The organism is Dechloromonas sp. ZS-1 (genome assembly GCF_039649255.1).
Taxonomy (GTDB): Bacteria; Pseudomonadota; Gammaproteobacteria; order Burkholderiales; family Rhodocyclaceae; genus Azonexus.
Genome location: NZ_JBDIYD010000022.1, coordinates 1 through 26,347, shown reverse-complemented (window position 1 = coordinate 26,347; position 26,347 = coordinate 1). Strand labels below are relative to the sequence as shown.

Here is a 26,347-nt window from a genome sequence, read left to right as displayed (position 1 = left end):
TGGGGTCGCCTTTTCTTTGCTTCCTTTCTTTTGGCGAAGCAAAAGAAAGGAAGACGCCGTCAGGGCGGAACACAGCCCCAACCCCACCCCGCAGTCGGTTTTCCGACCCCCCAAACCCGCCACCATCCGGTTTCCCGACGCAAAACGAAACCAGAAAAAAACAACTCACCAAATAATCAAAGAGATAAACAAACCCCAACCCCTGGCACAGGCCTTGCAATATTCAACACCCTCAACCTCCCTGGGGCAAAACTTGGAGGTTCGTTCCCTGTCGCTGCAACTGTCGGTGGCGACAGGGAGCACCCGACCCGCAAAACACAACGCGGAGCCGCTGTTGCCAGCCAGCTCCGCGCCTGATCACTCCCGGTCGGAATGCCTTTCCACCCATCCGTGGCCGGGTCTGGCCTGGCGTCACCGCGGGTGGCGGTGCGGGATGTCGTGAATCGATGGACGCATTAGAGCACCCGCCAATCCATCTGAAAAATTCAGAATCAAGATAGACACATCTTTAAAACAGATGGATGATCTCGCCATTCTGATGACCCGCGTGTCCGCATGGAACTCCGCCAACTGCGTTACTTCATCGCCATTGCCGAACACGGCAGCCTGTCCCAGGCCGCGGCTCGGCTGTTCATTGCCCAATCCGCCCTCAGCCACCAGCTGGCACAACTGGAGGCCGAACTCGGTGCCCCCTTGTTTGAACGCCTGCCGCGCGGGGTCGCACTCACCGAAGCCGGTCACACCTTCATCGGCCACGCCCAATCCATCCTGCGCCAGGTCGATACGGCCAAAGCCAGCGTTCGGACTGCCGCCGACACACCGACCGGCAAGGTGGTCTTCGGCATTCCGCACAGCGTCTCGCAGGCGCTGGCCCTGCCGCTCCTGAAAGCAGTACGGGCAGCCTTGCCGGGCGTCGTCCTGGAACTCACGGAAGAACTGACCGGCAATCTGGTTCCTCAGTTGCGCGACGGCCGGATCGACCTGGCCGTGCTCTTCGAGGATGAGCACAGCGCGCCTTTTCATCGGCATTACCTGCTCGACGAAGCGCTCTGCCTGATTTCGCCGAGCCCGACGGTCGACGCGCCAAACACCCCGATTTCCCTGGCCGAAGCACTGCGCTTGCCGCTCATTCTCCCGGCCCGACCGCATGGCGTTCGCCCCCTGATCGAATCGGCAGCCCAAGCTGCCGGGCTGGCCGCACCGAATGTCATCGCCGACATCAGCTCAATCAGTATCCTGCGCACCAGCCTGCTTGCCGGCATGGGCAATACCCTGCTCCCGCCCATGCCGCTGCACGCCGAACTCCAGGCCGGACACCTGCATGCCCGTCCGCTGAGCGCCCCCGGATTGCAACGCCGCATCCTGCTCTGCCATCCGCGCGCCATCCCGCTCTCGGCGGCCGCCCGTGCCGTGCAGAGGCTGACCCAGACGCTGTGCCGGGATCTCGCCCAAAGCGGCGAATGGCAAGCGGCCCATTGGCAAGAATCTGTGCCAGAACGCTGAAATCACAGCGTTTTTTGGCTATAGTGGCAACCTGTCTGCATAAATCCCCCTGTGATCACCATGACCCATCGCCGCCCGCTCGTCCGCCTGACTCCGATTCTCGCCAGCCTTGCGCTCGCTGGCTGTGCCTCCGTCTCGTCGATGCTCACCGTGTTCGATCCAGCGCCGGAAGACACCAGTAACCGTGACTGGAATCGCCCCGCGCCGGCAGTGCAGCGCGCGCCGGCACCGATTCCGCAACCGGCAGTGCTGCCCGCCCCGCCGGCCAGCCCGGCCCCCAGCGCCCCGCGTGACGCCGTTGCCGACACCACGGAAGCCGACGCCCTCGCCCGTTTCGCCAGCTGGCAAGCCGCCTGGGCCGCGCGCGATGTTGACGCCTATCTGGCCCACTATGCCCCCGCCTTCAAGGGCAAGGCAGCCACCCCTGCCCAGTGGCGCGCCCAACGCAAGCAGATCATCCAGCACGCTGGCAAGATCGACCTGGTGTGCGGGACGCCCAAGTTCGAACGCATCTCGGCAGAGGAAGTCCGCCTGAGTTTCGAGCAGCACTACCGTTCCCGTCAGCGCGAAGACAACGGCCAGAAGACGCTCACCCTGCGCCGCATTGAAGGACGCTGGCTGATCGCCGAGGAAAGTTTCAAAGCCGGCAAGTAAATTACTGGATAAACACCCAGTAAAACTACTGCGGACGCGCCCGCTTTTGCGTATAGTTCAGGCTTCCCCAACCTCGGTTGTCTGGCGATGGAAACCATCCGCATTCGCGGTGCGCGTACGCACAATCTCAAGAACATCAACCTCGACCTGCCGCGCGATCAACTGATCGTGATCACCGGCTTGTCCGGCTCCGGCAAATCCTCGCTGGCCTTCGACACGCTCTATGCGGAAGGGCAGCGCCGCTACGTCGAATCGCTCTCGGCCTACGCCCGGCAGTTCCTGCAATTGATGGAAAAGCCGGATGTCGATCTGATCGAGGGCCTCTCCCCGGCCATTTCCATCGAGCAGAAGGCCACCAGCCACAACCCGCGCTCGACCGTCGGCACCGTCACCGAAATCCACGATTATCTGCGCCTGCTCTATGCCCGCGCCGGGACGCCCTACTGCCCGGATCACAACCAGCCGCTGGCAGCGCAAACCGTCTCGCAGATGGTCGACCACGTGCTCAGCCTGCCGGCCGAGACCAAGCTGATGATCCTGGCGCCCGTGGTCGCGAATCGCAAGGGCGAACAGCTCGACCTGTTCACCGAACTGCGCGCCCAGGGGTTTGCCCGTGTGCGCGTGGATGGCGAAGTCTATGAAATCGACGCCGTGCCCAAGCTGGCCAAGTCGCAGAAACACAGCGTCGATGTCGTGGTCGACCGCCTGAAAGTGCGCGATGACATGCGCCAGCGCCTCGCCGAGTCGTTCGAAACCGCCCTGCGTCACGCCGACGGGCGTGCCATTGCGCTCGAAATGGACAGCGCGACGGAACACCTGTTCTCGGCCAAATTTGCCTGCCCGGTCTGTTCCTACGCCCTGCAGGAACTGGAGCCGCGCCTCTTCTCCTTCAATAACCCGATGGGCGCCTGCCCGAAGTGCGATGGTCTCGGGGTCATTCAATTCTTCGACCCCAAGCGCGTCGTCACGGCACCGCATCTGTCGCTCGCCGCTGGCGCCATTCGCGGCTGGGACAAGAAGAACCAGTTCTATTTCCAGATCATCGAATCGATTGCCGAGCATTACGGCTTCTCGGTCGACACCCCCTTCGAGCAACTGCCGGACCACATCCGCCAGCTCATCCTCTACGGCTCCGGCACGGTCTCGATCAACTTCCGCTACGAAAACGACAAAGGCACCCGTTTCGACCGCAGCCATACCTTCGAAGGCATCATCCCCAATCTGGAACGGCGCTACCGGGGCAGCGACTCGCAGGCCGTCCGGGAAGAGCTGTCCAAGTACATCAGCAATTCAACCTGCCCGACCTGCAGCGGCTCGCGCCTGCGCACCGAAGCCCGCCATGTGCGGGTGGGCACGGGGCCGGGGGCATTGACCCTGCACGAGATCAACCGCCTGCCGCTGGGCGAGGCCCGCAATTACTTCAACAGCCTGCAGCTGACCGGCCACAAGGCGCAGGTGGCGGAGAAGATTCTCAAGGAAATCACCGCCCGCCTCTCCTTCCTGATCAACGTCGGCCTCGACTATCTCTGCCTCGAACGTTCGGCAGAAACCCTCTCCGGCGGCGAAGCCCAGCGCATCCGGCTGGCCTCGCAGATCGGCTCGGGCCTGACCGGCGTCATGTACGTGCTCGACGAGCCCTCGATCGGCCTGCATCAGCGCGACAACGACCGCCTGCTTGAGACGCTGAAAAACCTGCGCGACATGGGCAACACCGTGCTCGTCGTCGAGCACGATGAAGATGCCATCCGGTTGGCCGACTATGTGGTCGATATCGGCCCCGGTGCAGGCATCCATGGCGGTGCTGTCGTCGCGCACGGCACGCCGAACGAGGTTGCGGCCAACCCGGCTTCGCTGACCGGCGCCTACCTCTCCGGCAGCCGGCGAATTCCGGTGCCCACGCGGCGTCGACCGCAGGACCCGGCCCGTCAGTTGCAAGTCCTCGGGGCCAGCGGCAACAACCTGAAGCACGTGGACCTGAACATTCCACTCGGCCTCCTGACCTGCGTGACCGGCGTTTCCGGCTCCGGCAAATCGACGCTGATCAACGACACCTTGTACGCCGCTGCCGCGAAGCACCTCTACGGCTCGACGACCGAGCCAGCGGCCCACCAGAAAATTGTCGGCCTCGATCTGTTCGACAAGGTCATCAACGTCGATCAATCGCCGATCGGCCGCACACCGCGCTCCAATCCGGCCACCTATACCGGCCTGCTGACGCCGATCCGCGAACTGTTTGCCCAGGTGCCGGAGTCGCGGGCCCGCGGTTACGGCCCGGGCCGCTTCTCCTTCAACGTCAAGGGCGGGCGCTGCGAGGCCTGCCAGGGCGACGGCATGATCAAGGTCGAGATGCACTTCCTGCCGGACATCTACGTGCCTTGCGACGTCTGCCACGGCAAGCGCTACAACCGGGAAACCCTGGAAATCCAGTTCAAGGGCAAGAACATCCACGACATCCTCGGCATGACGGTCGAGCAGGCGCGCGAGTTCTTCGACGCCGTGCCGGGCGTCGCCCGCAAGCTGCAGACCCTGGTCGATGTCGGCCTCAGCTACATCACCCTCGGCCAGAGCGCGACCACGCTCTCCGGCGGCGAAGCACAACGGGTCAAACTGGCCCTGGAACTCTCCAAGCGCGACACCGGCCGCACCCTCTACATCCTCGACGAACCCACCACCGGCCTGCATTTCCAGGACATCGAAATGCTCCTCGCCGTGTTGCACCGGCTGGCCGATCACGGCAATACCATCGTTGTCATCGAGCACAACCTGGATGTGATCAAGACCGCCGACTGGATCGTCGATCTGGGCCCCGAAGGCGGCGGCGGCGGTGGCCGCATCCTGGTCGCCGGCACACCGGAAGCCGTCGCCCAATGCAAAGCCAGCCATACCGGCCGCTTCCTGAAACCCATGCTGGAGCACAACACGTGAGCGATTACACCGAATTCAAGGGCAAACAAGGCCTGACCCGCCTCTTCAATGCGCTGGGCTATTCCCGCGACGGGTTGAGTGCGGCCTGGAAGAATGAGGCCGCCTTCCGCGAGGAAGTGCTGCTTGCCGCCATTGCCCTGCCGCTCGCCGTGGTTCTGGGCAAAAACGGGGTCGAGCGGGCCTTGCTGATTGGCAGCATCCTGCTCATCCTGATCGTGGAAATCCTGAACTCGGCCGTGGAGGCCGTCGTCGACAAAGCCTCGCCGGAAAAACATGAATTGGCCAAACGCGCCAAGGACATGGGCAGTGCCGCCGTGCTCCTCAGCCTGATCACGGCCGCCGCGATCTGGGCCAGCGTTTTACTGGGCTGACCCCTCATGGTCAGGTGAGCGTCAGACAGTTGCGCCATGATGATGGCGTAACTCCTCCAAACACGTTCAGCCCGTCCTCGCGACGGGCTTTTTTTCAGTGGCGCACCTGCAACTGCGCCCGCCGCTCCATTTCGCGGCCCATGGCAGTAAACTGCTCGGCCAGTTCGTGGCGCATGAAACGGGTTCCCAGGAAGGCCGGCAGCCAACCGGCCGGGGTCATCTCGATCCGGTACTCGAGCGTCGTCTCTTCGGCATTGGCGAACAGACGCATGTCGCTGCGGACACGACGAAAGGTTTCACTGCTGCCCTCGGAGACCAAATGGTCATCGGGAAACCATTCAACCCTGCGTTCCGACTCGAAAGCCTGTGAGAAGACGCCCCAGTGCACCGTCCCGCGCTGGCGAATCCGGTAGACGTTCCCGTGATGTTCGAGAATCTGACTGTGCTCAAGATTGGGAACGAAAGCGGGCATGTGTTCAAAGTCGGTGAGCACCGCGCGGACGATCTCGACCGGGGCATGCACCACGCAACGGAGCTGCCCGAAAAATCCGCCCTCACGCGCGTCGACCGTCACCGGTCCCAACTCAACAGCCCGCGTCTGCGCGCTACTCAGGGCGAGGGCAAGCAGCAACACGCCGCGACAGGCCCACGCCCTCATCTCACACAGCCGTCCGCCGCCAGCGCGGATGCGATTCGATGAAGTAATACAAGGCAGGCAGGACATACATCGTCAGCAAGGTGGCCGTGATCAACCCGCCAATCACCACCAGTGCGAGCGGGCGCTGCGTCTCCGCCCCGATGCCCCGTGAAATGGCCATCGGAAAGAGGCCCAGCATGGCCAAATTGGCCGTCATCAGAACGGTTCGCAAACGCGACATCGCCCCTTGGAACACTGCCTCATAGAGCTGCACGCCCTGCTGGCGCAGCTGATTGATGTAACTCACCATCACCACCCCGTTCAGCACCGCCTGGCCGAACAAGGCAATAAAGCCGATGGCGGCGGACACCGAGAGTGGAATCCCCGTCAGCAGCAAGGCAAAAATACCGCCGATCAGGGCAAAGGGAATGTTGCAGATGATGATCAGGGCATCACGGAAAGATTTGAAGGCATCAAAGAGCAGGATGAAGATCATCAGGATGGACAAGGGCACCACCAGCATCAAGCGCTGCATGGCCCGCTCCTGGTTCTCGAACTCGCCGGACCAGGTGATCGAGTAGCCCCGCGGCAGACGCATGTCCTGCGTGGCCTTCTTCATGTCGGCCACCACGCTGCCCATATCGCGGTCGCGGATGAAGACCCCGATGGCCACCACCCGCTTGCCGCTCTCGCGGGCAATGTTCATGGCACCGCTACCCATGCGGAAATCGACGATCGCCGATAGCGGGACCTGCGCGCCGCTGGCGGTGGGAATCAGGATGTCCTTCAGGCGATCCAGCTGACGCGCCGGTTCGGCCAGACGCACGGCGACGCCGAAATGCCGCTCGCCCTCCCAGAGTTCGGTCGCCACCTTGCCGGCCAGCGCCGTTTCGATGACATCCTGCACATCCGCTACGTTGAGGCCATAGCGGGCGGCGGCGGCCCGGTCGATTTCCAGACGGTATTGCGGCAAATTGCCATCGCGGTCGATAAAGGCCCGCATCACACCCTGCACCGGGGCAATGCGCTCGAGAATCTCGTTGCCATGCGCCCGCAGGGTCGCCATGTCGTCGCCAAAAAGTTTGATCACGATCTGGCCATCAATCTGCGAAATCGACTCCAGAATCTGGTCGCGCACCGGCTGGCTGAACGTCGGCTCGATCCCCGGCAGGTCATTCAGGCGGTCTTCCATCTGGCGCACCAGTTCTTCCTTCGACATCCCCTTGCGCCACTCGCCATCCGGTTTCAGATCGAGCAGCATTTCGGTCATGTTGATGTTTTTGGGGTCGGTGCCATCCTCCGGCCGCCCGGCCTTGGAAATGACCGCACGGACCTCGGGAAATTCGAGCAAGGCCGCCCGCAACTTGCGCAGTTCGCCCTTGGCCTCATCGACCGAGACCGAGGTCGGCAGGGTGATATTGACCCAGATCGACCCCTCATTGAGCTCCGGCAGGAATTCCGTGCCCAGCTTGGGCACGCAGGCGGCCGTCACGGCCAGCGCCAGGACAGCCATCGCCAGAATGCGCTTGGCGTTGGCCAATGCCCATTTGAGCCAGGGCTCATAGCGATCCATCAGCCAGTGCATGAGGCGGGTTTCCTCATGCGGCACCGAATTGCGGAACGCCAGCTTGGACAGGAAGGGCACCAGGGTCAGCGACAGGATGAGCGAGGTGATCAGCGCGGAGACCACCGAATAGGCCATGGGGGCAAAAATCTTCCCTTCGTGACGCTGCATCGTGAAGATCGGCAGGTGAGCCACGATGATGATGATCATCGAGAACACGGTCGGACGGGCCACTTCGATCACCGCCTCCTGGATCGTCCGCACGCGGGGGCGATGGTCGTCGTCCTTGCTCGCCTCGCCGAGGCGACGGAAGATGTTTTCGATCACGATCACCGCGCCATCGACGATGATGCCGAAATCCATTGCCCCCAGCGAGAGCAGGTTGGCCGGAATACCGGCCAGGGTCAGGCCGATGAAGGTCCCCATCAGCGCCAGCGGGATAATCGAGGCGACGATGGCGGCTGCCCGCAAATCGGCCAGGAAGAGGTAGAGCACCAGCATGACCAGCAGCGCCCCTTCCAGCAGATTGGTGAAGACGGTTTTCAGGGTCTTGCTGATCAGCCAGGAACGGTCGTAATAGGGAATCAGGCGGACGCCGGCCGGCAGGCCCCCGTCATTCAAAGCATCCACCCGCGCCTTCAAGGCATCCAGCACGAAAGAGGGATTTTCATCCTTGCGCAACAGCACAATGCCGGAGACCACATCATCCTGGCTGCCCTCTGCATCGCTGTAGCCGACAATGCCCTGCGGCGGCACACGCGACTCGACCACCTCGGCGAGATCACGGATCAGCACGGGAACGCCCTTGTGCTCGGCCACCACGACCTGCGCGATATCGGCGGAAGAGGCCAGACGACCGATCGAACGGATCAGGAATTGCTGGCGTCCCTGCGCCACCGAACCGCCCCCGGCATTGGCATTGGCCCGCTCGAGTGCCGAGAAAAGCTGCCCGAGCGTGACCCCGTAATCGCGCAGACGGGCCAGATCCGGCCGCACCTCGTACTGGCGGATGGGACCGCCGAGCGAGACCACATCGGCCACGCCGGAGACCTGCTTGAGCTGGCGCGAGACACTCCAGTCCTGCAATGCCCGCAACTCGGTCGGGCTCATGCCCGGCGCATCGAGGCGATAACGGAAAATCTCCCCGGTGGCGGTGGCGGGCGGCGCCAGTTCCGGCTCGACCCCTGGCGGCAGATCGAGCCCGCGCAGGCGCTCCTGAATCAATTGCCGGGCCATGAACAGACTGGGCTTTTCATCAAAGGTCACGACGATGAAAGACAGGCCGAACTGGGTATGGGAAAACATCCGGATTGAATTCGGCACCCCGGAGAGGGCGATCTCCAGCGGGATGGTGACCTGCTTCTCCACCTCTTCCGGCGCACGCCCCGGATAGAGCGAGATGATCGTCACCTGGGTATCGGTGACATCCGGAAAGGCTTCGATCGGCAGGATCCGGAATGCCGCGATCCCGATCCCGATGAAGAGCACCAGGCCAAGCAGGATGTAGAGCGGCTGATGCAGCGCAAAATGGCTGATGCGCTTGATCATGGCTTAGCCTGTTTCGTCGGCTTGGCGGCGGTCGACTTCAGATAGCGGGCCAAATTCAGATTGCCCTCAACCACCACCTTGTCCGTGGCTTTCAAGCCCTCGCGCACCTCAAGCATGCCATCGCGCTCCGGCCCGGCCAGGATGGCCTGGCGTCGAAACACCCCCTTGCCCTCCTCAACCAGAACATAGCGCTGATCGCCCTGGAGCATGACGGCCGCCGCAGGCACCGACAAGGCATCGCTGCCCGCCACCTGCACCAGCGCATGGACAAACATTTCGGCCTTCAGGCGACGGTCGGGATTGGCGACTTCGCAGCGGATTTTCAAGGTCCGCGTCTGCGGATCAACAAAGTCGGCAATCCGGCGGATGACACCCTTGAAACGCTCGCCCGGAAATTGTTTGACCTCGAGTTCCAGATTTTCGCCGGGTTTCAGGAAGCGCACATCCTCCTCGGCTGCATCCAGTTGCAACCACAGGCTGGCAGGATCGGTCACCACGAACAACGGCTCGCCCGCCTGATCCGGGCGGAACTCCATGCCGGGATTCAGATTGCGCGCCACCACCACGCCAGCCAGCGGGCTCTTCAGGGTGTAGTTGCCATCGCCATCGCCGCCCAGGGTATTCAGACGGCGCTTGGCACGCTCGGCTTCGGCACGCGCCCGCAAGGCATCCGCCTGCACCTGGACCCACTCCTTCTCGGCCACGATACCGGCTTCGCGCAGTTCGCGCGCGCGCACCTCGGCCTGCTCGGCCACACGCAAGTCGGCCGCAGCTTTACGCGCATCCGCCTGGGCTTCACCGTAATCGGCCGAACCCAGCACGGCCAGGGCCTGACCGACTTTGACACGGTCCCCGACGTCGACCGCAATGCGCTGCACCCGTCCGCCCAGCTGGGGCACCACGCGTACGGTTTTGTCTTCGTTCCAGACCAGCCGCCCCGGCAAACGCAAAATGCTTTGTTTCTGACGGTCGACCGCCACGATCTGCAGAAAATCCGCTTTATCCGGTTCACTCAGGGTCAGGCGATCGCCTTCTGCACGCACCAGCGGCGTTTTACGCCCTTCCTCGGGGCCGGAGCACGCCACCAGCATGAGGAGGCTGGCGCACATCAAGGTCATTCGCATCATTGTTCTTTCCCGTATTCAGCGGCAAGTTGCCAGTCAGCGCGTGCCATTGCGTATTCGGCACGCGCTGTTGCAGCCTCGATGCGGACCTGGCGCAGGGTACGCCGGGCATCCAGCAAATCCATCAGGTTCATCGCCCCCTTGGCATACGCCAGCTCGGCGGCAGCGGCCACCCGCTCGGCATCGGCCAGCAGTCCCTGCTCAAGACGCTGCAGGCGATCCCGGGCGGCGCGCAAGGCGCTGCCCAACTGGCCCAACTGCCCGCCGACCTGTGCCTCGAGTTGCGCCAGCTGCAGGCGGGCCGCGTTGTAATCGGCTTCGGCCCGGCGGATTTCCCCCTCGTGCTCGTGCCAGAGGAAAAGCGGGACAGAAACGCCGAAGCCCACGCTGTTGGTCGGCGCGTTCTGGTTATTGCGCTCGACCTGCATGCCGACACTCACATCCCGATGGCGCAAGGCGCGCGCCAGATCCCGATCCGCCTCCGCCGCGGCCACACGGCGCCGGGCGGCTTCGAGATCCGGGCGGGCGGCCAGATTGGCCTCTTCCGCACTCGCCTGCACGGCGGGCCAAGGATCACTTGCCTGCAGCGAAGCTGCCTCGCGCTCCCTGCCAATCAAATACGCCAGCACATAGCGCGCTTGTTCGAGCTCGGACTGCGCCTGACGCGCGTCGTTATCGGCACGGGCTTTATCGACGGCCAAACGCGACACCTCTACCGGCGCGATATCGCCGGCTTTCAAACGACGTTCTGCCACCTCGAGGCCACGCGCCTGCAATTGGGCCGACTCCTGCGCCAAGCGAGCCTTCTCCTGCGCCAGCAACAAGCCGTAATACGCCCGGCGCAACCCGGCCAGCTGCTGTCGTGCCGTATCGTCGAGATCCTGACGGGCCGCCTCCAGCCGCGATTCGGCACCACGCACACGCAAGGCACGCTTGTCGCCGCGCTCGATCACCTGATCGACACGCAGGACGTTATCCATCTTCTTGTCTTTCCAGCGTCCGGCGCCGATCCCGGACGAAGGACTGATCGAGAGCAAACCCAGCGACACAAATGGGTTCGGGCGCTGCCCCGCGGTCTGGACGTCGGCTTCAGCCCCCTCGACCGCGGTCCGCGACAAGGCGAGCTCTCGGCTGTGCGCGCGCCATAGTGCCTCGCTCTCGGCCAGCGAGAGGTTCAGCGCTGCCTGGCCCCAAGCCAGGGCAGGCAAACAGGACAATAGGAAAAGAAAACGTGTGATCAACGACAGACTCCTGAGCGGGGTATCATCGTATGTTTGCCGACTGACCATTTCCTGACGCCGACGGTACCATGCGCATTCTGCTCGTAGAAGATGACCAACTCCTTGCTGACGGCTTGTCACGCGCCCTTCGGCAATCCGGCTACGTGCTCGATCATGCCCCGGATGGCAAGACGGCAGTACAGCTCATCGATGCCAGCAGCTACGACCTGACCATCCTCGACCTGGGGCTGCCCGACCTCGACGGCAGCGCATTGCTGCAACGCCTGCGCCAACACAAGCAACACATGCCGGTCCTCGTCGTATCGGCCCGTCAGGCCATCGAAGAGCGTGTTCGCCTGCTCGATCTCGGCGCGGATGACTACCTCGTCAAACCCGTCGCCCTGCCCGAACTCGAAGCCCGTGTCCGCGCCCTCATCCGGCGCGGCAATGCCAGTCACGACCCGGTCATCCGGCTCGGCAAACTGTCGCTCGACACCATCGGCAAACGCGCCTGGCTGGGCGATCAGGCCCTGGACCTGACGGCCCGCGAGTGGGCCGCCCTCGAATTCCTCTCAGCTCGCCTCAACCGCATCATCAACAAGGAACAGATCATGCAGGCCTTGTACGAATGGGAAGAGGAAATCACGCCCAATGCCATCGAAAAATTCATCTCCCGTCTGCGCAGCAAACTGGAGCCGGCCGGGCTGACCATCCGCACCGTGCGCGGCCTGGGGTACTACATGGAAAAGCCGGGCGACAACGTGTGAAGTCCGCCAGCCTGCGCTATCTGCTCCTGAGCCGGCTGCTGCCGGCCATGCTGCTGTTGCTCGTCGCCGGGGCAGCCACCGCCTACTGGACCGCCTGGCGCAGCGCCACGAAAGCTTATGATCGCGCCCTGTTTGACGCGGTCCTGGCGATTGCCGATCAGCTTCAGATCGTCGATGGCAAGCCGCAACTGCCGCTCACGCCCCAGGCCCGCGCCGTCCTGCTGACCGATAAATTCGATGAGATGTTCTATGCCGTACGCCGGGCCGACGGTGCCCTGCTGGATGGGGATGCCCGCCTGCTCGTGCCGCCCCGGGGCAGCCCCCGACGCAGCAGCGATGCCGAACGCTTTTACTTCGACGGCCACATCGAGGCCGAGCCGGTACGCGTATCGGCGCTCGAAACGGAGCACGGCGGACAACGCGTCACCATTCTCGCTGCGGAAACCCTGGTCAAGCGCAATGCCCTGGTGCAGGAAATCCTGCTTGGCATGCTGGTGCCCGAGCTCGCACTCAGTTTTGTCAGCCTGATCGTCGTCTGGGTCGGTATCGGGGCCGGCTTACGCCCGCTGCAAACGCTGCGCGAAGAGCTCTCCGGGCGCTCGCCGACCGACCTCCGTCCGGTGCGGGTGGGTGTGCCGGAAGAAATCCAGCCCGTGGTCACCGAAATCAATGCCCTGCTGGATCGATTGGCCCACTCCCTCACCGCACAACGCAATTTTGTCGCCGATGCCGCGCACCAACTCAGAACACCGGTTGCCGCACTGCAAGCCCAGGTCGAAGCTGCCCTCGGCGCCCCGCGCGAAGAACACGGACAGGCCATGCAGGGCATCCTGCGCGCGACGCAACGGCTCTCCCACCTGATCACGCAAATGCTCGCCCTGGCGCGTGCCGAACCTGCAGCCGGCGATGTCCCGGAACACCTTTCCTTGCCGGACCTGATCCGCCACAGTGCCGAAAGCTACCTGCCCCGCGCCTTTGAGCGTCAAATCGATCTGGGCTTTGAATTGACACCGGCAGAGGTCGCCGGCAACCCGCTCCTGCTCCAGGAGTTACTTGCCAATCTGCTCGACAATGCCCTGCGCCATACGCCCGAAGGCGGCACCATCACGGTGCACTGCGGCCAGGTCGACGGTGAGGCACAGTTGTGCGTGGAAGACAGCGGTCCGGGCATCCGCGAAGAAGATCGCACGCGCGTCTTCGAACGTTTTTTCCGGGCGGCCGGCAGTCCGAACGATGGCACCGGCCTGGGCCTGGCCATCGTGCGCGAAATCGCCCGCCAGCACGGTGGCCACGTCGAAGCAGGACGCAGCACGAGCCTCGGCGGCGCCTGCCTCAGCGTCCGGCTTCCCGCCTCACGACGTCACGACCCAGCGAACGTTCAGGCAAGCTGACGCCCCTGCGGCACTTTCAAGAGCCAGCACAGCAGCAGCGAGAGCGCCCAGGCGAACCATCCTGACCACAGGACATGGGACAGAAAGTGTGCGCCCTGAAGCAAGCGGTCGACGCCCGCGACCATGCCGCCCAGCAAACCGGCCCACAACGCCCATTTTGCCCATGCCGGACGCGTTGACCGCAGGGCCAGGTACCAGACCACCCAGACAAAGCCGGCGGAAGCATGCCCCGCCGGGAAGCACAGCCCACGCGCGATCTCGCCGGGGGTGGTGGCAAACAGGCTGACATAGGGCGCATAGCCGCCAAAATCAATCACATCCCACGGGCAATGGCGGTTGGTCATACTTTTCAGCGCAGTCGTTGCGAGCGGAATCAACACCGTCCCGATTGCCGCCAGCATCGCCTGTGGCCGACTGAGCCAAGGGACACCGCGATGGATGGCATAGATACAGAAAAAGATACCCGCCAAGCCAACGACATAGGCTGCGCTTTTGAAACCATGATGCAACACGCGCTCAAACAACCAGTGATGCTGCAACGGGAAGTTACCCGCAGCCGCATCGAAAAAATACTGGCTCAGCCGTACATCCAGGCGGGTATTTTCAAACACCAGCAGTAAAACAATCGCCACAAGCAGCAGGCCAACGGCCTGGCGGCGCAGCCACATCAGATCCGCCTGCGTCATGAAGCGCTACGGCATGCATGCGCCAAGTCCATGACCGGCTCGTAGACCTGTGTTTGCACATCCAGCAGGCCCAGGATGCTGTGGAACAAATGATCGTGCGTCACGGCCTGTCCGGCACGCTGTTCCAGACACCCGGCGCGCACGCCGAAACGCTGACGGAAAGCATCGGAGAGCCACATCACCATCGGCACCTTCATTTGGGTTTCCGGTGCAATGGCATACGGAATACCGTGCAGGAAGAGGCCGTTTTCACCGAGTGATTCACCGTGGTCCGAGACATACAGGAAGGCTGGCGCATGACTCTTCAGGGTTTTGAGTTCCTGTAGCGCCTGAGCCAGCACGTGGTCGGTATAGGCGATGGCGTTATCGTAGGCATTGACGATCGCCTCACGTTCGCAGCGCGCCAGATCAGCCACTGCACAGGCCGGTTTGAATAACTCAAACTCAGATGGATAGCGCTTGAAATAAGCCGGGCCATGATTTCCCATCTGATGCAGGACAATCATCAGGTTCCCCGGCGTCGCGGCAATCACCCCCTTCATGCGGTCGACCAGCGCAGCATCCATGCATTCGCCGCCTGCGCACTCGGTCCGCAAGGACTCCACGCCATTGCACACCCCTTTGCAGCCGGACTGATTGTCGATCCAGACCACACGAAAGCCGGCCCGTGCGACCACGTCAAGGAGGGATTCGCTGCCCCGGATGCGGTCCTCGTCATACTGACGGCGTCCCAACGCAGAGAACATGCACGGCAGCGACGTTTCCGTATTGGTCCCGCAACTGGTCACATCGGCAAAGTTGATCACCCCGGCCTTGGCCAGTTCCGGCGTCGTCTGGCGGGCGTAGCCGGACAAGCCCCAGTTGGCCGCGCGCGCCGTTTCTCCCACCACCATGACCAGCACGACCGGCTTGCCTGCTGCCTGCAGGCGCGCGCCGGCCACGGCATCTTCCCCGACCGGGGCCCGTTTGCCATCCGCCGTTTTCGCGCTGCCCACGGCAACCCGCCCGAGGGAATACAGGTAATTCGCCGGCGTGACCAGATAGCGGAGTGCCTTGTCATTGCGCATCGTCGACGCCATTTCCTGGAACACCGCCATCACCGCGCCCGCGCCCAGCACCACAGCCAGGCCGATAAACATCAGGCGCCGGGCCAGCGCGCTCCCCAAGGGACGCGGCGCCACGCGGTAGCGGCGCAGCCACCAGATCGGGATCACGGCATAGCCCAGCAGGTAAGGGAGCAATGACCAGGCCATCAGATCGCGCGCTTCGCGCACATCGGTCGCGATGACGTTGCGCAGCATGGTCGGATCGAGATACACGTGATACCGCGTCATGTAATACACGGCAAATGCGGTCGCCACGAGCAAAACGGGGCTCAGCCAGCGCCAGGTCCAGCGGTTGAGAAGGAGCGAGAGCAGGATGAAATGCACGGCCACCAGCGCCACCGCACTCGCCGCCAGGAAGGCCCAACCCGAAGCGCGGGCCAGACGATCTGGCGTGGCCATCACCTGCCAGAAATTGGGATTGCAGAAGGCCACAAAAAACACACTGCCCAGCAAGGCCAGCCGTTCAATCGACCCACCTGCAGCACTCGTAACACGATCCTGGTGACGCATGGACTTCCCCTGAAAACACGGGCGACACTCTATGCGTGCAAGTGTGAGGAAAGTGTGAGGCCCTCAGGCAACCATGACAGGTGAGCGCAAGCTGTCACCGAAATCGATGCAGATCTCGCCGCCCCCCGACTCGCCGTTGCGCGCCGAAGGCTGCCAGCCACAGGCTGCGCAAGCATGATGAACGAGGGCCATGCCCAGGCCGTGTCCGCCCTGGCGACCGCTGTAAAAACGTTCGAAGAGACGGCGTAGTTCATCCTCGGAAAACCCAGGCCCGGTATCGGCCACGACCAGGCTGGTAGCGCGCACGGTGCAGCGAATCTCACCTGCATCGCTGTAGCGCAGCGCGTTTTCAAGCAGATTGCGCAGGACCAGTTCAACCAGCGCGGGGTCGCCCATGACCTGCGTGCCCGACGGCACATCCAGGGCCAGCACGAGCGGCTTGCCACCGTTGGCGGGATGCAGGGTTTCCCAGAGCCGCAGGATCGTCTGCGCCAGATCGATCGCCACGCTCTCGCGCGGTACCACGTCACGGGCCAGCATGAGGAGACTACCTGCAGTGGCCTGGATACGGTCAACGTTGTCCATGATCCGGTTTGTCCGGCGCAAGGCCCCGTCCGGCAGAGCTTGTGCTGACAGCAGCTCGGCATCCGTACGGATCGCGGTCAATGGCGTCCGGAGTTCATGAGAGAGGTTGGCAGAAAAAGCCCGCTCCCGCTCGATGGCCAGACGCTGGCGGGCCCGGGCGCGCTCCAGAGCGGCAGCCAGGGCTTTCACCTCCGCGGCCATCGCAGGGTCGACCAAGTCCTGATCATCGCCCTGTTCGACGCGACGGGCCAGGTGCTCGAGCGGCTGCGCGAGTTGCCCGGCCAGGAAATAGCTGCCCACCAACAAGATCAGCACCAGCAGCAGCGCGCCGCTGATCAGGTTGGCGACCAATGACTGCAAGCGGCTTTCGTGCTCGCCCACATCGTAGAGCAGGATGAAGCGGGCACCATCGTCATGGCGCACCGCGATGTGATGCTCGCGGTCGTTCAGATCCAGTTCATGGTTACCGATTGGCAAGCGAGCGACTTCCGGTGCCAGATCCGACGGTGGCGGCATGCCGTCGGGGATGCGGACAAGACGCATGTCCGGCGTGTTCGGGAAAGCCAGCTCCGGATGCGAGTGCCAGAGCCGGATGCTGTATTCGATCTGCTGCCCGAGGAGCTCGTCGATGAATTCTTCTTCCTGCTCATCGAACGCCAGGAGCAGCGAAAAAGCCTGAGCCAGCAGGGCCAGGGTCGCGAAGACGGCAACCGCCAGGGCGATCCGCCCCCGCATGCCGGCAAAGGCATCACGCCAGCGCAAGGCGATACCCCCTGCCATGCAGATTGGTGATCGAGACCGAAGAACGGCCAGCCAGCGCCTTGCGAACGGTGTGCAGCACACTGCGCAGGTTGTCGCTGCTCGCCTGTTCGTCGCCCCAGACCGCCATTTCAAGCTCACGCCGGCTATAGATACGGGCAGGCTGGGCCAGCATCGTTTCCAGCAAACGCAGCGCCTTGGGCGGCAAGGCGATCAACTGATCGGCACAGTGCAGTTCACGGGCAGCCGGATCGAGCCGCAGATCGCCAAAGCTCACCACCGGGGCCAACGGCCGCGGCTGCGCCCGGCGCACCAGCGCCAGCAGACGGACCTCGACTTCCTTCAGGGCAAACGGTTTGACGAGGTAATCGTCGGCACCGGCGCTAAAACCCTCCACCTTGTCATCGAGCGTGTCGCGGGCCGTCAGCATGAGCACCGGCACGGCATTGCCGGCCGCGCGCAAGTCGCGGACCAGCGTCGCCCCGTCGCCATCCGGCAGGGCGCGGTCGAGCAGGATGGCATCAAAGACCGTGTTGGCACACAACACACGGGCGGCCCCCAAGGCGTGCGCAAAATCGCACTGATGGCCGCAGGCTTCGAGAAAATCGTAAAGATTCTCGGCAATCGTACGGTCGTCTTCGACAATCAGAACATGCATGGCGTCAGTATACCGACCCGTTCAATTCGATGAGTTGCGCCTGCAGCGGGAAGAAAATCGCCACCTTGAGCGGCAGGGGGTCGCCGGCAAAGAGCCGGGCATAGCGTGCCAGCTGCGGACGGAAGCCCTCGGCCCGCGCCGGGAGTTCATCCACCGGCACACGCACGGTCTTGTAATCGATGATCCAGCGCACCCCGTCGGCCACGAAAATGCGGTCGATCACATGGTTGACCGTCGCTCCCTCGGCATCGACGCTGCTCCAGGCCTCTTCTGCGCCGCCCGCGGGGGCGCTCAGCAGCCATAGGCCCGTTTCACTCGCCAGCGTGGCCTGCAGCGCCAGCAGCACCTCGCGGGCGCCGTGTGCGCTGGCTTCGGCATCATGCCCTTTCGCCTGCAACCAGCGCTGCCAGCCGGCCTCGCGTGCAGCCAGCCCGGCCAGCGGCCAGGCCGCCAGGCCTTGGCTGACGATCAATTCCAGGCAGCGATGCACCAGCGTGCCAACCGAGGCCTCCAGGTTCAAAGTGCCGATCGGCGCATCCGGTGCCAGCGGGTTGCCGAGCGGTCGGCGGTCGCCGGGTGGCGTGGCGAGCACGGCCGGGATGGCCGGCTGACGCAGGCGGCGCAGCGGCAGGGCGGCCCGGGGTGGGGCGCTGCTCGCGGCCGCGGCCGCCAGGGTCTCCCCCGCGGCCAGGGCGGCAGCGAACACCGGCTCGGCGACACCCGGCCAGAGCAAGCGCAGGAAGGTATCGCTGGCGGGCAGGCGCAGACCGTTTTCCTTTTTGTCATCCGGCGCGACGATCCCGACCAGATGCAGGCAGCGGATGGCGCGGGTGGCCGCGACGTAGAGCAGGCGCTCGGTTTCGTGTGCGGCACGCTCGCCTTCGATACGGCGCAGATAATCGTAGGCGGTAGCCCCACCCGCCTCGCCTTTGGCACGCATCGGCGCAACCAGCAGATGCTCGTGTCCATCCTCGCCGGCGAATTCGTCCCAGAGCAGCAGGCTGCTCTCATTGCCCCCGGTTTCGCGATGGAGACCGGGCAGGATCACGGTTTCGAACTCCAGGCCTTTCGACTTGTGGATGGTCATCAGCTGGACGGCTTCACCCTGCGGGTCGGGCGGGGCATAGAGCTCCCCCAGCCGTTCGGCCAGACGATCCGCTGCCAATTCGCCGCCGACGGTCAACCGGTCCATGAGGGCAAAAAACGCGTCGATGTCGGCCAGATCGGCCGGGCCGGACAGGGTTTCGAGCCCGCCGAGCATGCGCCAGGCAGCCTCCAGCCAGCGTCGGGGCGGCACCCGGCCCTGTTCGGCAAAGGCCAGACCGAGCACGCTGCGGACATGGCTCAGGCGCACCTGGCCGTCCGGCGAAAGATGGGCACAGCGCGCCGCGTCATTGATCAGGGACCACAGTGTGGCCTGGCGGTCATCGGCGGCCAGCGCATGCAGATCGGCCAGAGTCAGGCCGCACCACGGTGCGCGCAGGATGGCGAGCCAGTGCACGCGGTCGGCACGGTGACTGAGCGCCCGGTACAAGGAGAGCAGATCCTCGACATGCTGACGCCCGCCCAGCGCCTCGATCTCCACCGCTTGAAAGCGGATCTCGCCGGCGGCCTGGCGCAGCGCTGCCACCAGCGCTTCAAGATGGCTGCGGGCGCGCACCAGCACGGCAATGCGTTCGTTCGGTGCGGCGGCGCGCGCTGCCCGGATCAAGTCCAGCACGCGGGCCGCCTCGGCCTGCGCGCCGGTGTCGGCATCGGCCGCAATGACCGGATGCACCTGCACCCGGCTCTCGGCGTGGGCCGGGCGGGTAGCGGCCGACTCGGCATAGCTGACCGCCCCGGTCGCCGGCGCATCCTGAGCCGGGAAGATGCCCGGGAAGGCGGCATTGACCCAATCGACAATGGCCGGGAAGGAGCGGTTGTTGCGATACAGGCGCAGATGTTCGAGCACCAAACCGCCCAGACCACGCTGGCGGATGGTCAGGAACTGCCCGACTTCGGCCTTGCGGAAGCGGTAGATCGACTGCATCGGATCGCCCACCACGAACACCGTGCGCCCATCGTCCGGCTGCCAGCCGCGCATCAGCTTTTCCAGCAGGCGCACCTGATTCGGGCTGGTGTCCTGAAACTCATCGACCAGCAGGTGCTGGATACGGTAATCCAGGGCCTGCGCCAGATCGGTCGGCGCCTCGTCCTCCCCCAGGGCCAGGCTGGCGCGGGCGGCGATCTCGATGAAATCGACCTCGCCCGCTGTCTGGAAAATCAGCCACAACTGGCCGGCAGCCAGACGCAGGAGGCGCGCGAAGGTGGCGACGGTCGACCATTCGGCATCGCTCAAATCCGGCTCGGGCAGCCCCGGCACGGCGGCCAGCAGCGCTTCCAGACCGCTCACCGTGGCCAGTTCATCGAGCAGCGCGATCATCGCGGCCTTCTGCTCGGCAAAGGGCTTGCCCGCCGGAAAGCCGACGTTTTTGGTCAGCGACTTGCGGAAGGTGCCGGACGACGGGGCAATCAGCAATTGCGCCAGCGCCTGCCAACGCGGCAGGTCGTCGCGCGTCGGCTGCAGGGTCATTTCCCAATCGGCCAGGGCACCCAGCGCCTCCGGCGCATTGGCGGCGGCAAAGCGGGCCAGCGGCATGAGGGCGTATTGCAGGCGGCCATCCAGCCGCGCCGCCACGGCAGCCAGATCGCGCTCGACGAGGGCGGCAAAGCCCGCGCTGACCGCCTCACGCATGCTGCCGTCTTCGATCTGGGCCACGTAGGCAAGCCATTGATCGCGCTTCTCCAGCATGGCCAGGATCAGGCGCTCGAGACGCCCGGCATCGTTGGCCATGAAGGCCAGGGCATCGGCGACCACGGCCCCGTCTGCATCGTCCTGCTCGACCATGTCCAGCGTCTGGCGCGCTGCCGCCGCGTAATGCACATCGGCCTGATCGGTCACCGCAGGCTGGCCGCCGAAGCGGGACAGGAAGGGCAGTTGCCGGGCCAGATTGGCGCACAGCGCATCGAGCGTGGTGATGCGCAGGCGGCCGGGATGTTCGAGCAGCTGCCAGCCGCACTCGGCATCGCGCGCCAGCACGGCACGCGCCAGCTCGAACGTCAGCCGCTTGTGGGGCTCGGGCGGCACGATGCCGCGCCCGGCCCGTTCCAGGCTACCGAGAATGCGGTCGCGCATTTCGGTCGCGGCCTTGTTGGTGAAGGTCAGCGCCAGCACTTCTTCCGGATGGCGCACCTGGGCCAGCAGGCTCAGCGTGCGCTGCGTCAGGAGTTCCGTCTTGCCGGCCCCGGCCGGTGCCTCGACGATGAACGAGGCCGGCGCCAGCGCCCGCTCGCGGGCCCGCGCATCGGCAGTCAGACGGTCAACGCCGCCGACGAGGTCTTTTTCCGTCATCCCTGATCTCCTGCACCGGCCCGCCAGCGCCGCCACTCCGGCAAACGCAGGCAGGGCAATACCTCGCAATAGGCCAGCGCCGCTTCATCGGCAATCCGCACCCCGGCCTCCCCGGCCCGGATTTCACGGGCGACGGCAGTCAGTGCCGAACGCCAGTGCGTGAGCACACTGGGCCAATCCGGAAAACGTGCCGGATCGAAAATTTTCTGCTTGTGATCGCCGATGCCGCTGACGCCGGGCAAGAGTTCCGGCGCGTCGGCGACGCCGGAGAAGGCGGGCTTGTCGAGCAGCACCTTGGCGAAGACCACGCCGGCGATCTCTGCTTCGACCAGCGCGGCATAGATCGGCAACTGCGGCTCGGTAATGCGATCCTCGGCCCAATTCGCCACATCGATGCGCTGGCCGGTTTTGTAATCGACAATGATGCGCCGGCCATCTTCCAGGCGGTCGATGCGATCCACGGTCATGCGCACGCGGATGCCCTCGATGCTGAGTTCGGCCCGCTGCTCGCAGGCGACCACCTCGAACGGCAGGCTGCGCGCCAGATCCACGGCCAGCCAGCGCTCGACCAGGCGTTGCAGACGCGCCGCCTCGAGCGCCCGGAAACGCGGCGGCAGGGGCAGTCGCCGGTTCGCTTCAAAGCCGGCCAGGGCGGCTTCAACCGAGCCCTCGATCGCCGCCGCCAGCTGGGGCGCTGCGAGGGCCTGAACGGCCGCCTGCGTCTGCCAGCGTGTCCAGAAATGTTCGAGCACCGCATGCACGAGCGTGCCGCGATCGGCGGCATCCAGCCCCTCGACCGGCGTTTCCAGTGCGCTGGCGCCCAGACGGTGCTGGAAGAAAGCCCAGGCCGGGCAAATCGCCTGCGCGCGCAGAATCCAGCTGCCGCCGGGGACTTTTTCGCCGTCACCGACCGGCGGCGCCTGCGTATCCTCCAGCTGTTCGCAGGCATCGATCGGCACCTCGGCGGTTTTGGCCACGCCAGGCAGGTCGACCGCCGGCGGCTGGTCCGACAGTAAAGGGCTCGGCCGCAACAGGCGATTGCCGTCCGCCCGCGACCAGGACAAGGTCACGGCCGGCGCCGAAGCAAGCAGGCGGGCCTGCACGCGGTGGGCAAAATCCAGTTCAACCGCAGCGCTCGCATGCGCCGAGCCGGCCTGACGCTGCAATTCGGCCGGCAACAACGGATTCGGACGCGGCGCCGGCGGCCAGCGGTCATCGTTCAGGCCCATCACCCACAGGGCATCGAATTCAAGGCCGGCGCTTTCGAGTACGCCGAGCACCTGAATCGACGGTGTCCCCCGCGTTTCAGCCTGAAAGACGCGCTCGCGGCAGAGCGCCGAAAAGCGGCGCAAGGCCTCGCTGAGCGTCAGTTTGCCGAGCACGGCATCGAGCCCGGCAAAGGCATCGAGCACCTCGCCAAAGGCCCGATGTGCCTGGAAATCATGACTGGACAGCGGGCGTTCGCCCGGCCAGGCGGCGGCCAGCAAGGCGGCACGGAACAGCGCCCCCCATTGTCCGGCCCGCGCGCTGCGCGGGGCCTCGGCAAACACCGCCGCCACGGCCTGCAAGGCCGCCATGCTCTGCGGGCAGGCCAAGGCATCCTGGGCAGCCAGCCGCTCGGCAAAGCGCAACACACCCTGCAGGCTGACAAAGTAATGCAGGCCCTGGCGCATCGCCGCATCGAACCGCGCCCGGCCATCCGCTTCGCTGACCGAGGCCGACCAGCCACCGGCCAGCAACAGGGCGGAAAAGCGCGCCTGCTCGACTTTCCCACGCAGGCCACCGAGACGCAGCAGATCGAGTGCCGTGCGCACCAGCGGCAGGTCCGCCAGCGGATGACCAAGCGAAAAGTTGAAACAGCGCGGCACCTCGGCGGCGTCCGGGCGCAGGAGATCCGGGTGAAAGGCCGCATCGAGCCGGGTTTCCAAAGCCATCCGCACCCCGGCCAGATCCGGCGCGACAATCCCCAGTCGAACCGCCGGATTGGCCGCCAGCGCGGCCTCGGCCCAGGCAACGGCAGCGGCACACTCGGCCTCGGCATCCGGCCCGGCGAAAACCTGCACGGCCTGACGGTCGACCGTCGCGGACAGCCCGATTTCATCACCGCTCACCGTCACCCCTCGCGCCCGCAGCGCAGCACAGAGGCGCTCCTCAAACGGCGTCAGCCGGTCGAACCCGGCCAGATGGACGCTGGCCGGCAAGGCAAATTGCCCGGCCTCGATCAGGCCGAGCAGACGCTGATGCAGGCCCGCCAGATCGATCCAGCCGTGTCCTGCACAGCGCTTCAGGAAGGCGGCCTGCCAGGCCAGGAAGCGCCGCGTTTCATCCGGCAGGAACTCGCCCGTCGGCAGCACGCCCCAGACCCGACACAGCGCATGCGCCTCCGCCGCCGTTGCCGCCATGCCGCCCAGATCGAACAGGGGCGAGGCGTCGCCGAGATCGGCGGCGATCACCTGCTCCCAGAGGAGTCGCTCCGCCACCGGATCGAGCGCCTGCGGCAGATCATCGATGCCGCACAGCAAGGCATCGTCCGCCAGCGCGGCCAGCCATTGCGCCGGGGTCATGGCCTGCGGCGTGCGCCACACGGCTTGCTCGCCGGGGCGCGCCCGGCGCAGGGTCTGGGCAAGGCGACTGGTCGCGCAGAGCGTCAGCGGGGTCGATTCGAGCGGCATCAGGGCGTCCCTACAAACAAAAAGAGGTTGCTGGCGCCGCTGGACGAATAACCGAAGCCCAGATAGGCCGGGCCAAACGGCGTTTCGCCCCCGATATAGACGGCGGTCGAGTCGACCAGGCTGCGTCGCCCGGTTTCGGCGTAGCGACCCTGCAATTGGGCGAATTCCGCCGTCAGGCCGATGCGCAGATCACCGCGCAGACCCAGCGGGGCCTGTCCGAGAATACGCTCGCCGCGCACGCCGACATAGCGCACTTCGTCCGCCAGCAACTGCCCCGGCGCAAAGGCCGTCATGTTCTGGAAACCGCCGAGCTGACCGGCATCGAAAGCCGGCAGGGTGCCACGCGGCGAACCGGTATAACGCAGGCGCCCGCTGAACACATTGCCGGCCACCCGGGTGCTGGCCCGCAGATCGGCATCCAGCCGGCTGTACCCCAGGTGTGCCGCATTGAACCAGCTCAGTTGCGCTGCCCAGCCCCGGGTCGGGAAATAGAGACGGTCCATCTGGTCAAATTCCAGGCTGGCCCGCCAACCGCTGAGATCAATGCTGGCGCGCGGCAGGAAGGCCTGGCCGACACTGACGTCGAAATCGCGGCGGCGCTCGACCCAGCCCAGCCGCACCGGCCCCAGCAGACCAATATTAGCCCCCAGATAGGCGCTCGCGCCCCGGTCACGCATGGTGTATTGGGCAATCCGGCGATCCCCCTGATAGAGGTTGTAGGGGGAATGCTCGACACCGATCGTTGTTTCGGCAAAAAAACGCTGTCCGGCATCCAGCGGCTGATAAAAATTCGCGCCTAAACGACTGGTCGTCCCGACGTCACCCGTGACCAGGAGTTCGCCCCCCAGCGTATTGAGCCAGGTCCGATGATAGGCCGCACGCAGGCCGAAGCCCGAGCCCTGGCTGGTATCAGCCTGCAGGTTCAGGCCGAAACGCACATAATCCGGGCCCCAGGATTTCTCCACCGGCATCACCCGCAACACCGTCCGTTCGCGTTGCGTCAGCAGGCTGTAATCGACCCGTTCGTAATGGCCGTCCCCGTAAATGCGCAACACATCGCGGTTGAGCGTGGCGAGGTCGAGCGGGCTGCCGGATTCGACCTCCAGATGGCGGTCGACCGCCGCCAGCGGAACACGCTTCAGGCCCACGATCTCCACCGCATCCACGCGCGGTGCCACCGCCGGCTGGACGCGCAAGCTGCTACGCCAGGCGGCATAGGCCTCGGCAGGCACGCCCAAGGCCGCCAACTGCGCCTGCGCCGCCTGGGCCGCCGCCTTGCCGCTGGCCATGGCCGTCTCGTAACGGCCAAAATCGGTGCTGCGCACCCCTTCCAGCTCGGGGCGCAACAAAATATCCGTGGGGTGCAGGCTGGCCAGCGAGCGCGCCACATTCTGTTCAGTCAGGATGTTCACCATCTGGGCGGAGACCGTGAGCAGCGACCCCACTTCTTCCACCTTCAGGCGCGGCGACCCGACATTGACCGCAATCACGACATCCGCCTGGCAGCGCTCGCGCACCTCGCTGATCGGCAGGTTATCCACCAGGCCGCCATCCACCAGCTTGCGTCCCTGATGCTCGACCGGCGCAAGCAGGCCCGGCACCGACATGCTGGCGCGCATGGCCGCCGTCAGGGAACCTTCGCGGAACACCACGCGTTCGCCATGGCCGATATCGGTGGCGATGATCGAGAGCGGCAGCTTCAGGTGCTCGATGTCCGGTTCACCGTAGCGGGCCCCCACCAGCTGATTCAGGAAAAGCTTGATCTTCTGTCCGGCCACCACGCCCGGCTGATAGCGGGCACCACCCGCCCCCACGCCGATTTCCGAACCCGGCAAAAAACGCCGGAGCATGGTTTTGTTGCGATGGGCCAGTTCGGCGTAATCCGGGTTGTCCTGAAAGAGATCGTCCCAATCCGCGCCATCGAGTGCGGCCCGCATTTCCGCCGGAGAAATACCCGCCGCCCAGGCACCGGCCACCAAGGCGCCCATGCTCGTCCCGGCCACGCAATCGACCGGCACATGCAGCGCTTCGAGCACCTCGAGCACCCCGACATGCGCCGCGCCGCGCGCCCCGCCGCCGCCCAGCACCAGGCCAATACGCGGCCGCGTGGCCTCAACGGCTTGCGCCAGCAGCGGCAGGACACAGATCAGACACAACAGGCAATGGCGCAACAGGTAGAACATGGCGGGTCTCAAAAGCAAAAAGCCCCGCGGTGCGGGGCTTTCGGTGAAGCGTCGGCGGATTACTTGGTGCCGATGACTTCGATGTCGACGCGG

General features: G+C 64.9%; 18 protein-coding genes. 7 read left to right on the top strand and 11 right to left on the bottom strand.

All coding sequences use genetic code 11. The features are described 5' to 3' along the window. The 5 genes from AACO21_RS16210 to AACO21_RS16190 form a co-directional block, all read left to right on the top strand. Window positions 1-357: hypothetical protein (locus AACO21_RS16210; protein ID WP_346193568.1), on the top strand; the 357-nt coding region annotated here is incomplete at its 5' end. Window positions 358-555: 198 nt separating this feature from the next. Next, the gene (locus AACO21_RS16205; protein ID WP_346193567.1) at window positions 556-1,503 is read left to right on the top strand and encodes a LysR substrate-binding domain-containing protein; all 948 of its coding nucleotides are present in this window, start codon (window positions 556-558) and stop codon (window positions 1,501-1,503) included. 60 nt (window positions 1,504-1,563) lie between these two features. Continuing rightward, a complete protein-coding gene (locus tag AACO21_RS16200) occupies window positions 1,564-2,157 on the top strand; it encodes a hypothetical protein (RefSeq protein ID WP_346193566.1) in 594 nt (197 codons plus the stop codon). An 87-nt stretch (window positions 2,158-2,244) separates the two neighbouring features. Beyond that, on the top strand, window positions 2,245-5,082 hold the full coding sequence (uvrA, locus tag AACO21_RS16195; protein WP_346193565.1) for an excinuclease ABC subunit UvrA: 2,838 nt from the start codon (window positions 2,245-2,247) through the stop codon (window positions 5,080-5,082). Further along, the gene (locus tag AACO21_RS16190; protein ID WP_346193564.1) at window positions 5,079-5,453 is read left to right on the top strand and encodes a diacylglycerol kinase; all 375 of its coding nucleotides are present in this window, start codon (window positions 5,079-5,081) and stop codon (window positions 5,451-5,453) included. The genes uvrA and AACO21_RS16190 overlap by 4 nt, the downstream gene beginning before the upstream one ends. A 94-nt stretch (window positions 5,454-5,547) precedes the next feature. On the opposite strand, the gene AACO21_RS16185 is transcribed toward AACO21_RS16190, so the two are convergent. The 4 genes from AACO21_RS16185 to AACO21_RS16170 are packed head-to-tail and all read right to left on the bottom strand — an operon-like array spanning window position 5,548 to window position 11,567. Then, on the bottom strand, window positions 5,548-6,111 hold the full coding sequence (locus AACO21_RS16185) for an SRPBCC family protein (RefSeq protein WP_346193563.1): 564 nt from the start codon (window positions 6,109-6,111) through the stop codon (window positions 5,548-5,550). Window position 6,112: 1 nt separating this feature from the next. Continuing rightward, window positions 6,113-9,202 carry a CusA/CzcA family heavy metal efflux RND transporter gene (locus AACO21_RS16180; RefSeq protein ID WP_346193562.1) on the bottom strand — a complete coding sequence of 1,030 codons (3,090 nt, stop codon included), beginning with the start codon at window positions 9,200-9,202 and terminating at the stop codon, window positions 6,113-6,115. Continuing rightward, window positions 9,199-10,329, bottom strand: a complete 1,131-nt coding sequence (locus tag AACO21_RS16175; protein WP_346193561.1) for an efflux RND transporter periplasmic adaptor subunit — start codon at window positions 10,327-10,329, stop codon at window positions 9,199-9,201. Before AACO21_RS16175 ends, AACO21_RS16180 begins: the two co-directional genes overlap by 4 nt. Beyond that, on the bottom strand, window positions 10,326-11,567 hold the full coding sequence (locus AACO21_RS16170; protein ID WP_346193560.1) for a TolC family protein: 1,242 nt from the start codon (window positions 11,565-11,567) through the stop codon (window positions 10,326-10,328). The genes AACO21_RS16175 and AACO21_RS16170 overlap by 4 nt, the downstream gene beginning before the upstream one ends. 68 nt (window positions 11,568-11,635) lie before the next feature. Here AACO21_RS16170 and AACO21_RS16165 point away from each other — a divergent pair, with 68 nt between their 5' ends. Together AACO21_RS16165 and AACO21_RS16160 are read left to right on the top strand one after the other, a co-directional pair. Next, window positions 11,636-12,313 carry a response regulator transcription factor gene (locus tag AACO21_RS16165; protein WP_346193559.1) on the top strand — a complete coding sequence of 226 codons (678 nt, stop codon included), beginning with the start codon at window positions 11,636-11,638 and terminating at the stop codon, window positions 12,311-12,313. Then, window positions 12,310-13,704 carry a sensor histidine kinase gene (locus tag AACO21_RS16160; protein ID WP_346193558.1) on the top strand — a complete coding sequence of 465 codons (1,395 nt, stop codon included), beginning with the start codon at window positions 12,310-12,312 and terminating at the stop codon, window positions 13,702-13,704. Before AACO21_RS16165 ends, AACO21_RS16160 begins: the two co-directional genes overlap by 4 nt. Here the strand turns inward: AACO21_RS16160 and AACO21_RS16155 are convergent. From AACO21_RS16155 to AACO21_RS16125, 7 genes are all read right to left on the bottom strand, one after another. Continuing rightward, complete coding sequence (locus tag AACO21_RS16155; RefSeq protein WP_346193557.1) at window positions 13,692-14,390, bottom strand: phosphatase PAP2 family protein; 699 nt, start codon at window positions 14,388-14,390, stop codon at window positions 13,692-13,694. The genes AACO21_RS16160 and AACO21_RS16155 overlap by 13 nt on opposite strands. Then, complete coding sequence (locus tag AACO21_RS16150; protein ID WP_346193556.1) at window positions 14,387-16,006, bottom strand: phosphoethanolamine--lipid A transferase; 1,620 nt, start codon at window positions 16,004-16,006, stop codon at window positions 14,387-14,389. The genes AACO21_RS16155 and AACO21_RS16150 overlap by 4 nt, the downstream gene beginning before the upstream one ends. 63 nt (window positions 16,007-16,069) lie before the next feature. Beyond that, a complete protein-coding gene (locus tag AACO21_RS16145) occupies window positions 16,070-17,371 on the bottom strand; it encodes a HAMP domain-containing sensor histidine kinase (protein ID WP_346193555.1) in 1,302 nt (433 codons plus the stop codon). Beyond that, on the bottom strand, window positions 17,340-18,008 hold the full coding sequence (locus AACO21_RS16140) for a response regulator transcription factor (protein ID WP_346193554.1): 669 nt from the start codon (window positions 18,006-18,008) through the stop codon (window positions 17,340-17,342). The genes AACO21_RS16145 and AACO21_RS16140 overlap by 32 nt, the downstream gene beginning before the upstream one ends. 4 nt (window positions 18,009-18,012) lie before the next feature. Beyond that, window positions 18,013-21,399 (bottom strand): UvrD-helicase domain-containing protein, encoded by a 3,387-nt coding sequence (locus tag AACO21_RS16135; RefSeq protein ID WP_346193553.1) that lies wholly within the window; start codon window positions 21,397-21,399, stop codon window positions 18,013-18,015. Continuing rightward, a complete protein-coding gene (locus tag AACO21_RS16130) occupies window positions 21,396-24,071 on the bottom strand; it encodes a PD-(D/E)XK nuclease family protein (protein ID WP_346193552.1) in 2,676 nt (891 codons plus the stop codon). The genes AACO21_RS16135 and AACO21_RS16130 overlap by 4 nt, the downstream gene beginning before the upstream one ends. After that, window positions 24,071-26,254, bottom strand: a complete 2,184-nt coding sequence (locus AACO21_RS16125; protein WP_346193551.1) for a patatin-like phospholipase family protein — start codon at window positions 26,252-26,254, stop codon at window positions 24,071-24,073. Before AACO21_RS16125 ends, AACO21_RS16130 begins: the two co-directional genes overlap by 1 nt. Between the last annotated feature and the right edge of the window lie 93 nt (window positions 26,255-26,347).

Excerpts from the sequence above, each read along its gene's own strand:
- AACO21_RS16205 (WP_346193567.1), top strand. The coding sequence starts at position 556 with ATGGAACTCCGCCAACTGCGTTACTTCATCGCCATTGCCGAACACGGC.
- AACO21_RS16200 (WP_346193566.1), top strand. The coding sequence starts at position 1,564 with ATGACCCATCGCCGCCCGCTCGTCCGCCTGACTCCGATTCTCGCCAGC.
- uvrA (WP_346193565.1), top strand. The coding sequence starts at position 2,245 with ATGGAAACCATCCGCATTCGCGGTGCGCGTACGCACAATCTCAAGAAC.
- AACO21_RS16185 (WP_346193563.1), bottom strand. The coding sequence starts at position 6,111 with ATGAGGGCGTGGGCCTGTCGCGGCGTGTTGCTGCTTGCCCTCGCCCTG.
- AACO21_RS16180 (WP_346193562.1), bottom strand. The coding sequence starts at position 9,202 with ATGATCAAGCGCATCAGCCATTTTGCGCTGCATCAGCCGCTCTACATC.
- AACO21_RS16175 (WP_346193561.1), bottom strand. The coding sequence starts at position 10,329 with ATGATGCGAATGACCTTGATGTGCGCCAGCCTCCTCATGCTGGTGGCG.
- AACO21_RS16165 (WP_346193559.1), top strand. The coding sequence starts at position 11,636 with ATGCGCATTCTGCTCGTAGAAGATGACCAACTCCTTGCTGACGGCTTG.
- AACO21_RS16155 (WP_346193557.1), bottom strand. The coding sequence starts at position 14,390 with ATGACGCAGGCGGATCTGATGTGGCTGCGCCGCCAGGCCGTTGGCCTG.
- AACO21_RS16150 (WP_346193556.1), bottom strand. The coding sequence starts at position 16,006 with ATGCGTCACCAGGATCGTGTTACGAGTGCTGCAGGTGGGTCGATTGAA.
- AACO21_RS16145 (WP_346193555.1), bottom strand. The coding sequence starts at position 17,371 with ATGGCAGGGGGTATCGCCTTGCGCTGGCGTGATGCCTTTGCCGGCATG.
- AACO21_RS16140 (WP_346193554.1), bottom strand. The coding sequence starts at position 18,008 with ATGCATGTTCTGATTGTCGAAGACGACCGTACGATTGCCGAGAATCTT.
- AACO21_RS16135 (WP_346193553.1), bottom strand. The coding sequence starts at position 21,399 with ATGACGGAAAAAGACCTCGTCGGCGGCGTTGACCGTCTGACTGCCGAT.
- AACO21_RS16130 (WP_346193552.1), bottom strand. The coding sequence starts at position 24,071 with ATGCCGCTCGAATCGACCCCGCTGACGCTCTGCGCGACCAGTCGCCTT.
- AACO21_RS16125 (WP_346193551.1), bottom strand. The coding sequence starts at position 26,254 with ATGTTCTACCTGTTGCGCCATTGCCTGTTGTGTCTGATCTGTGTCCTG.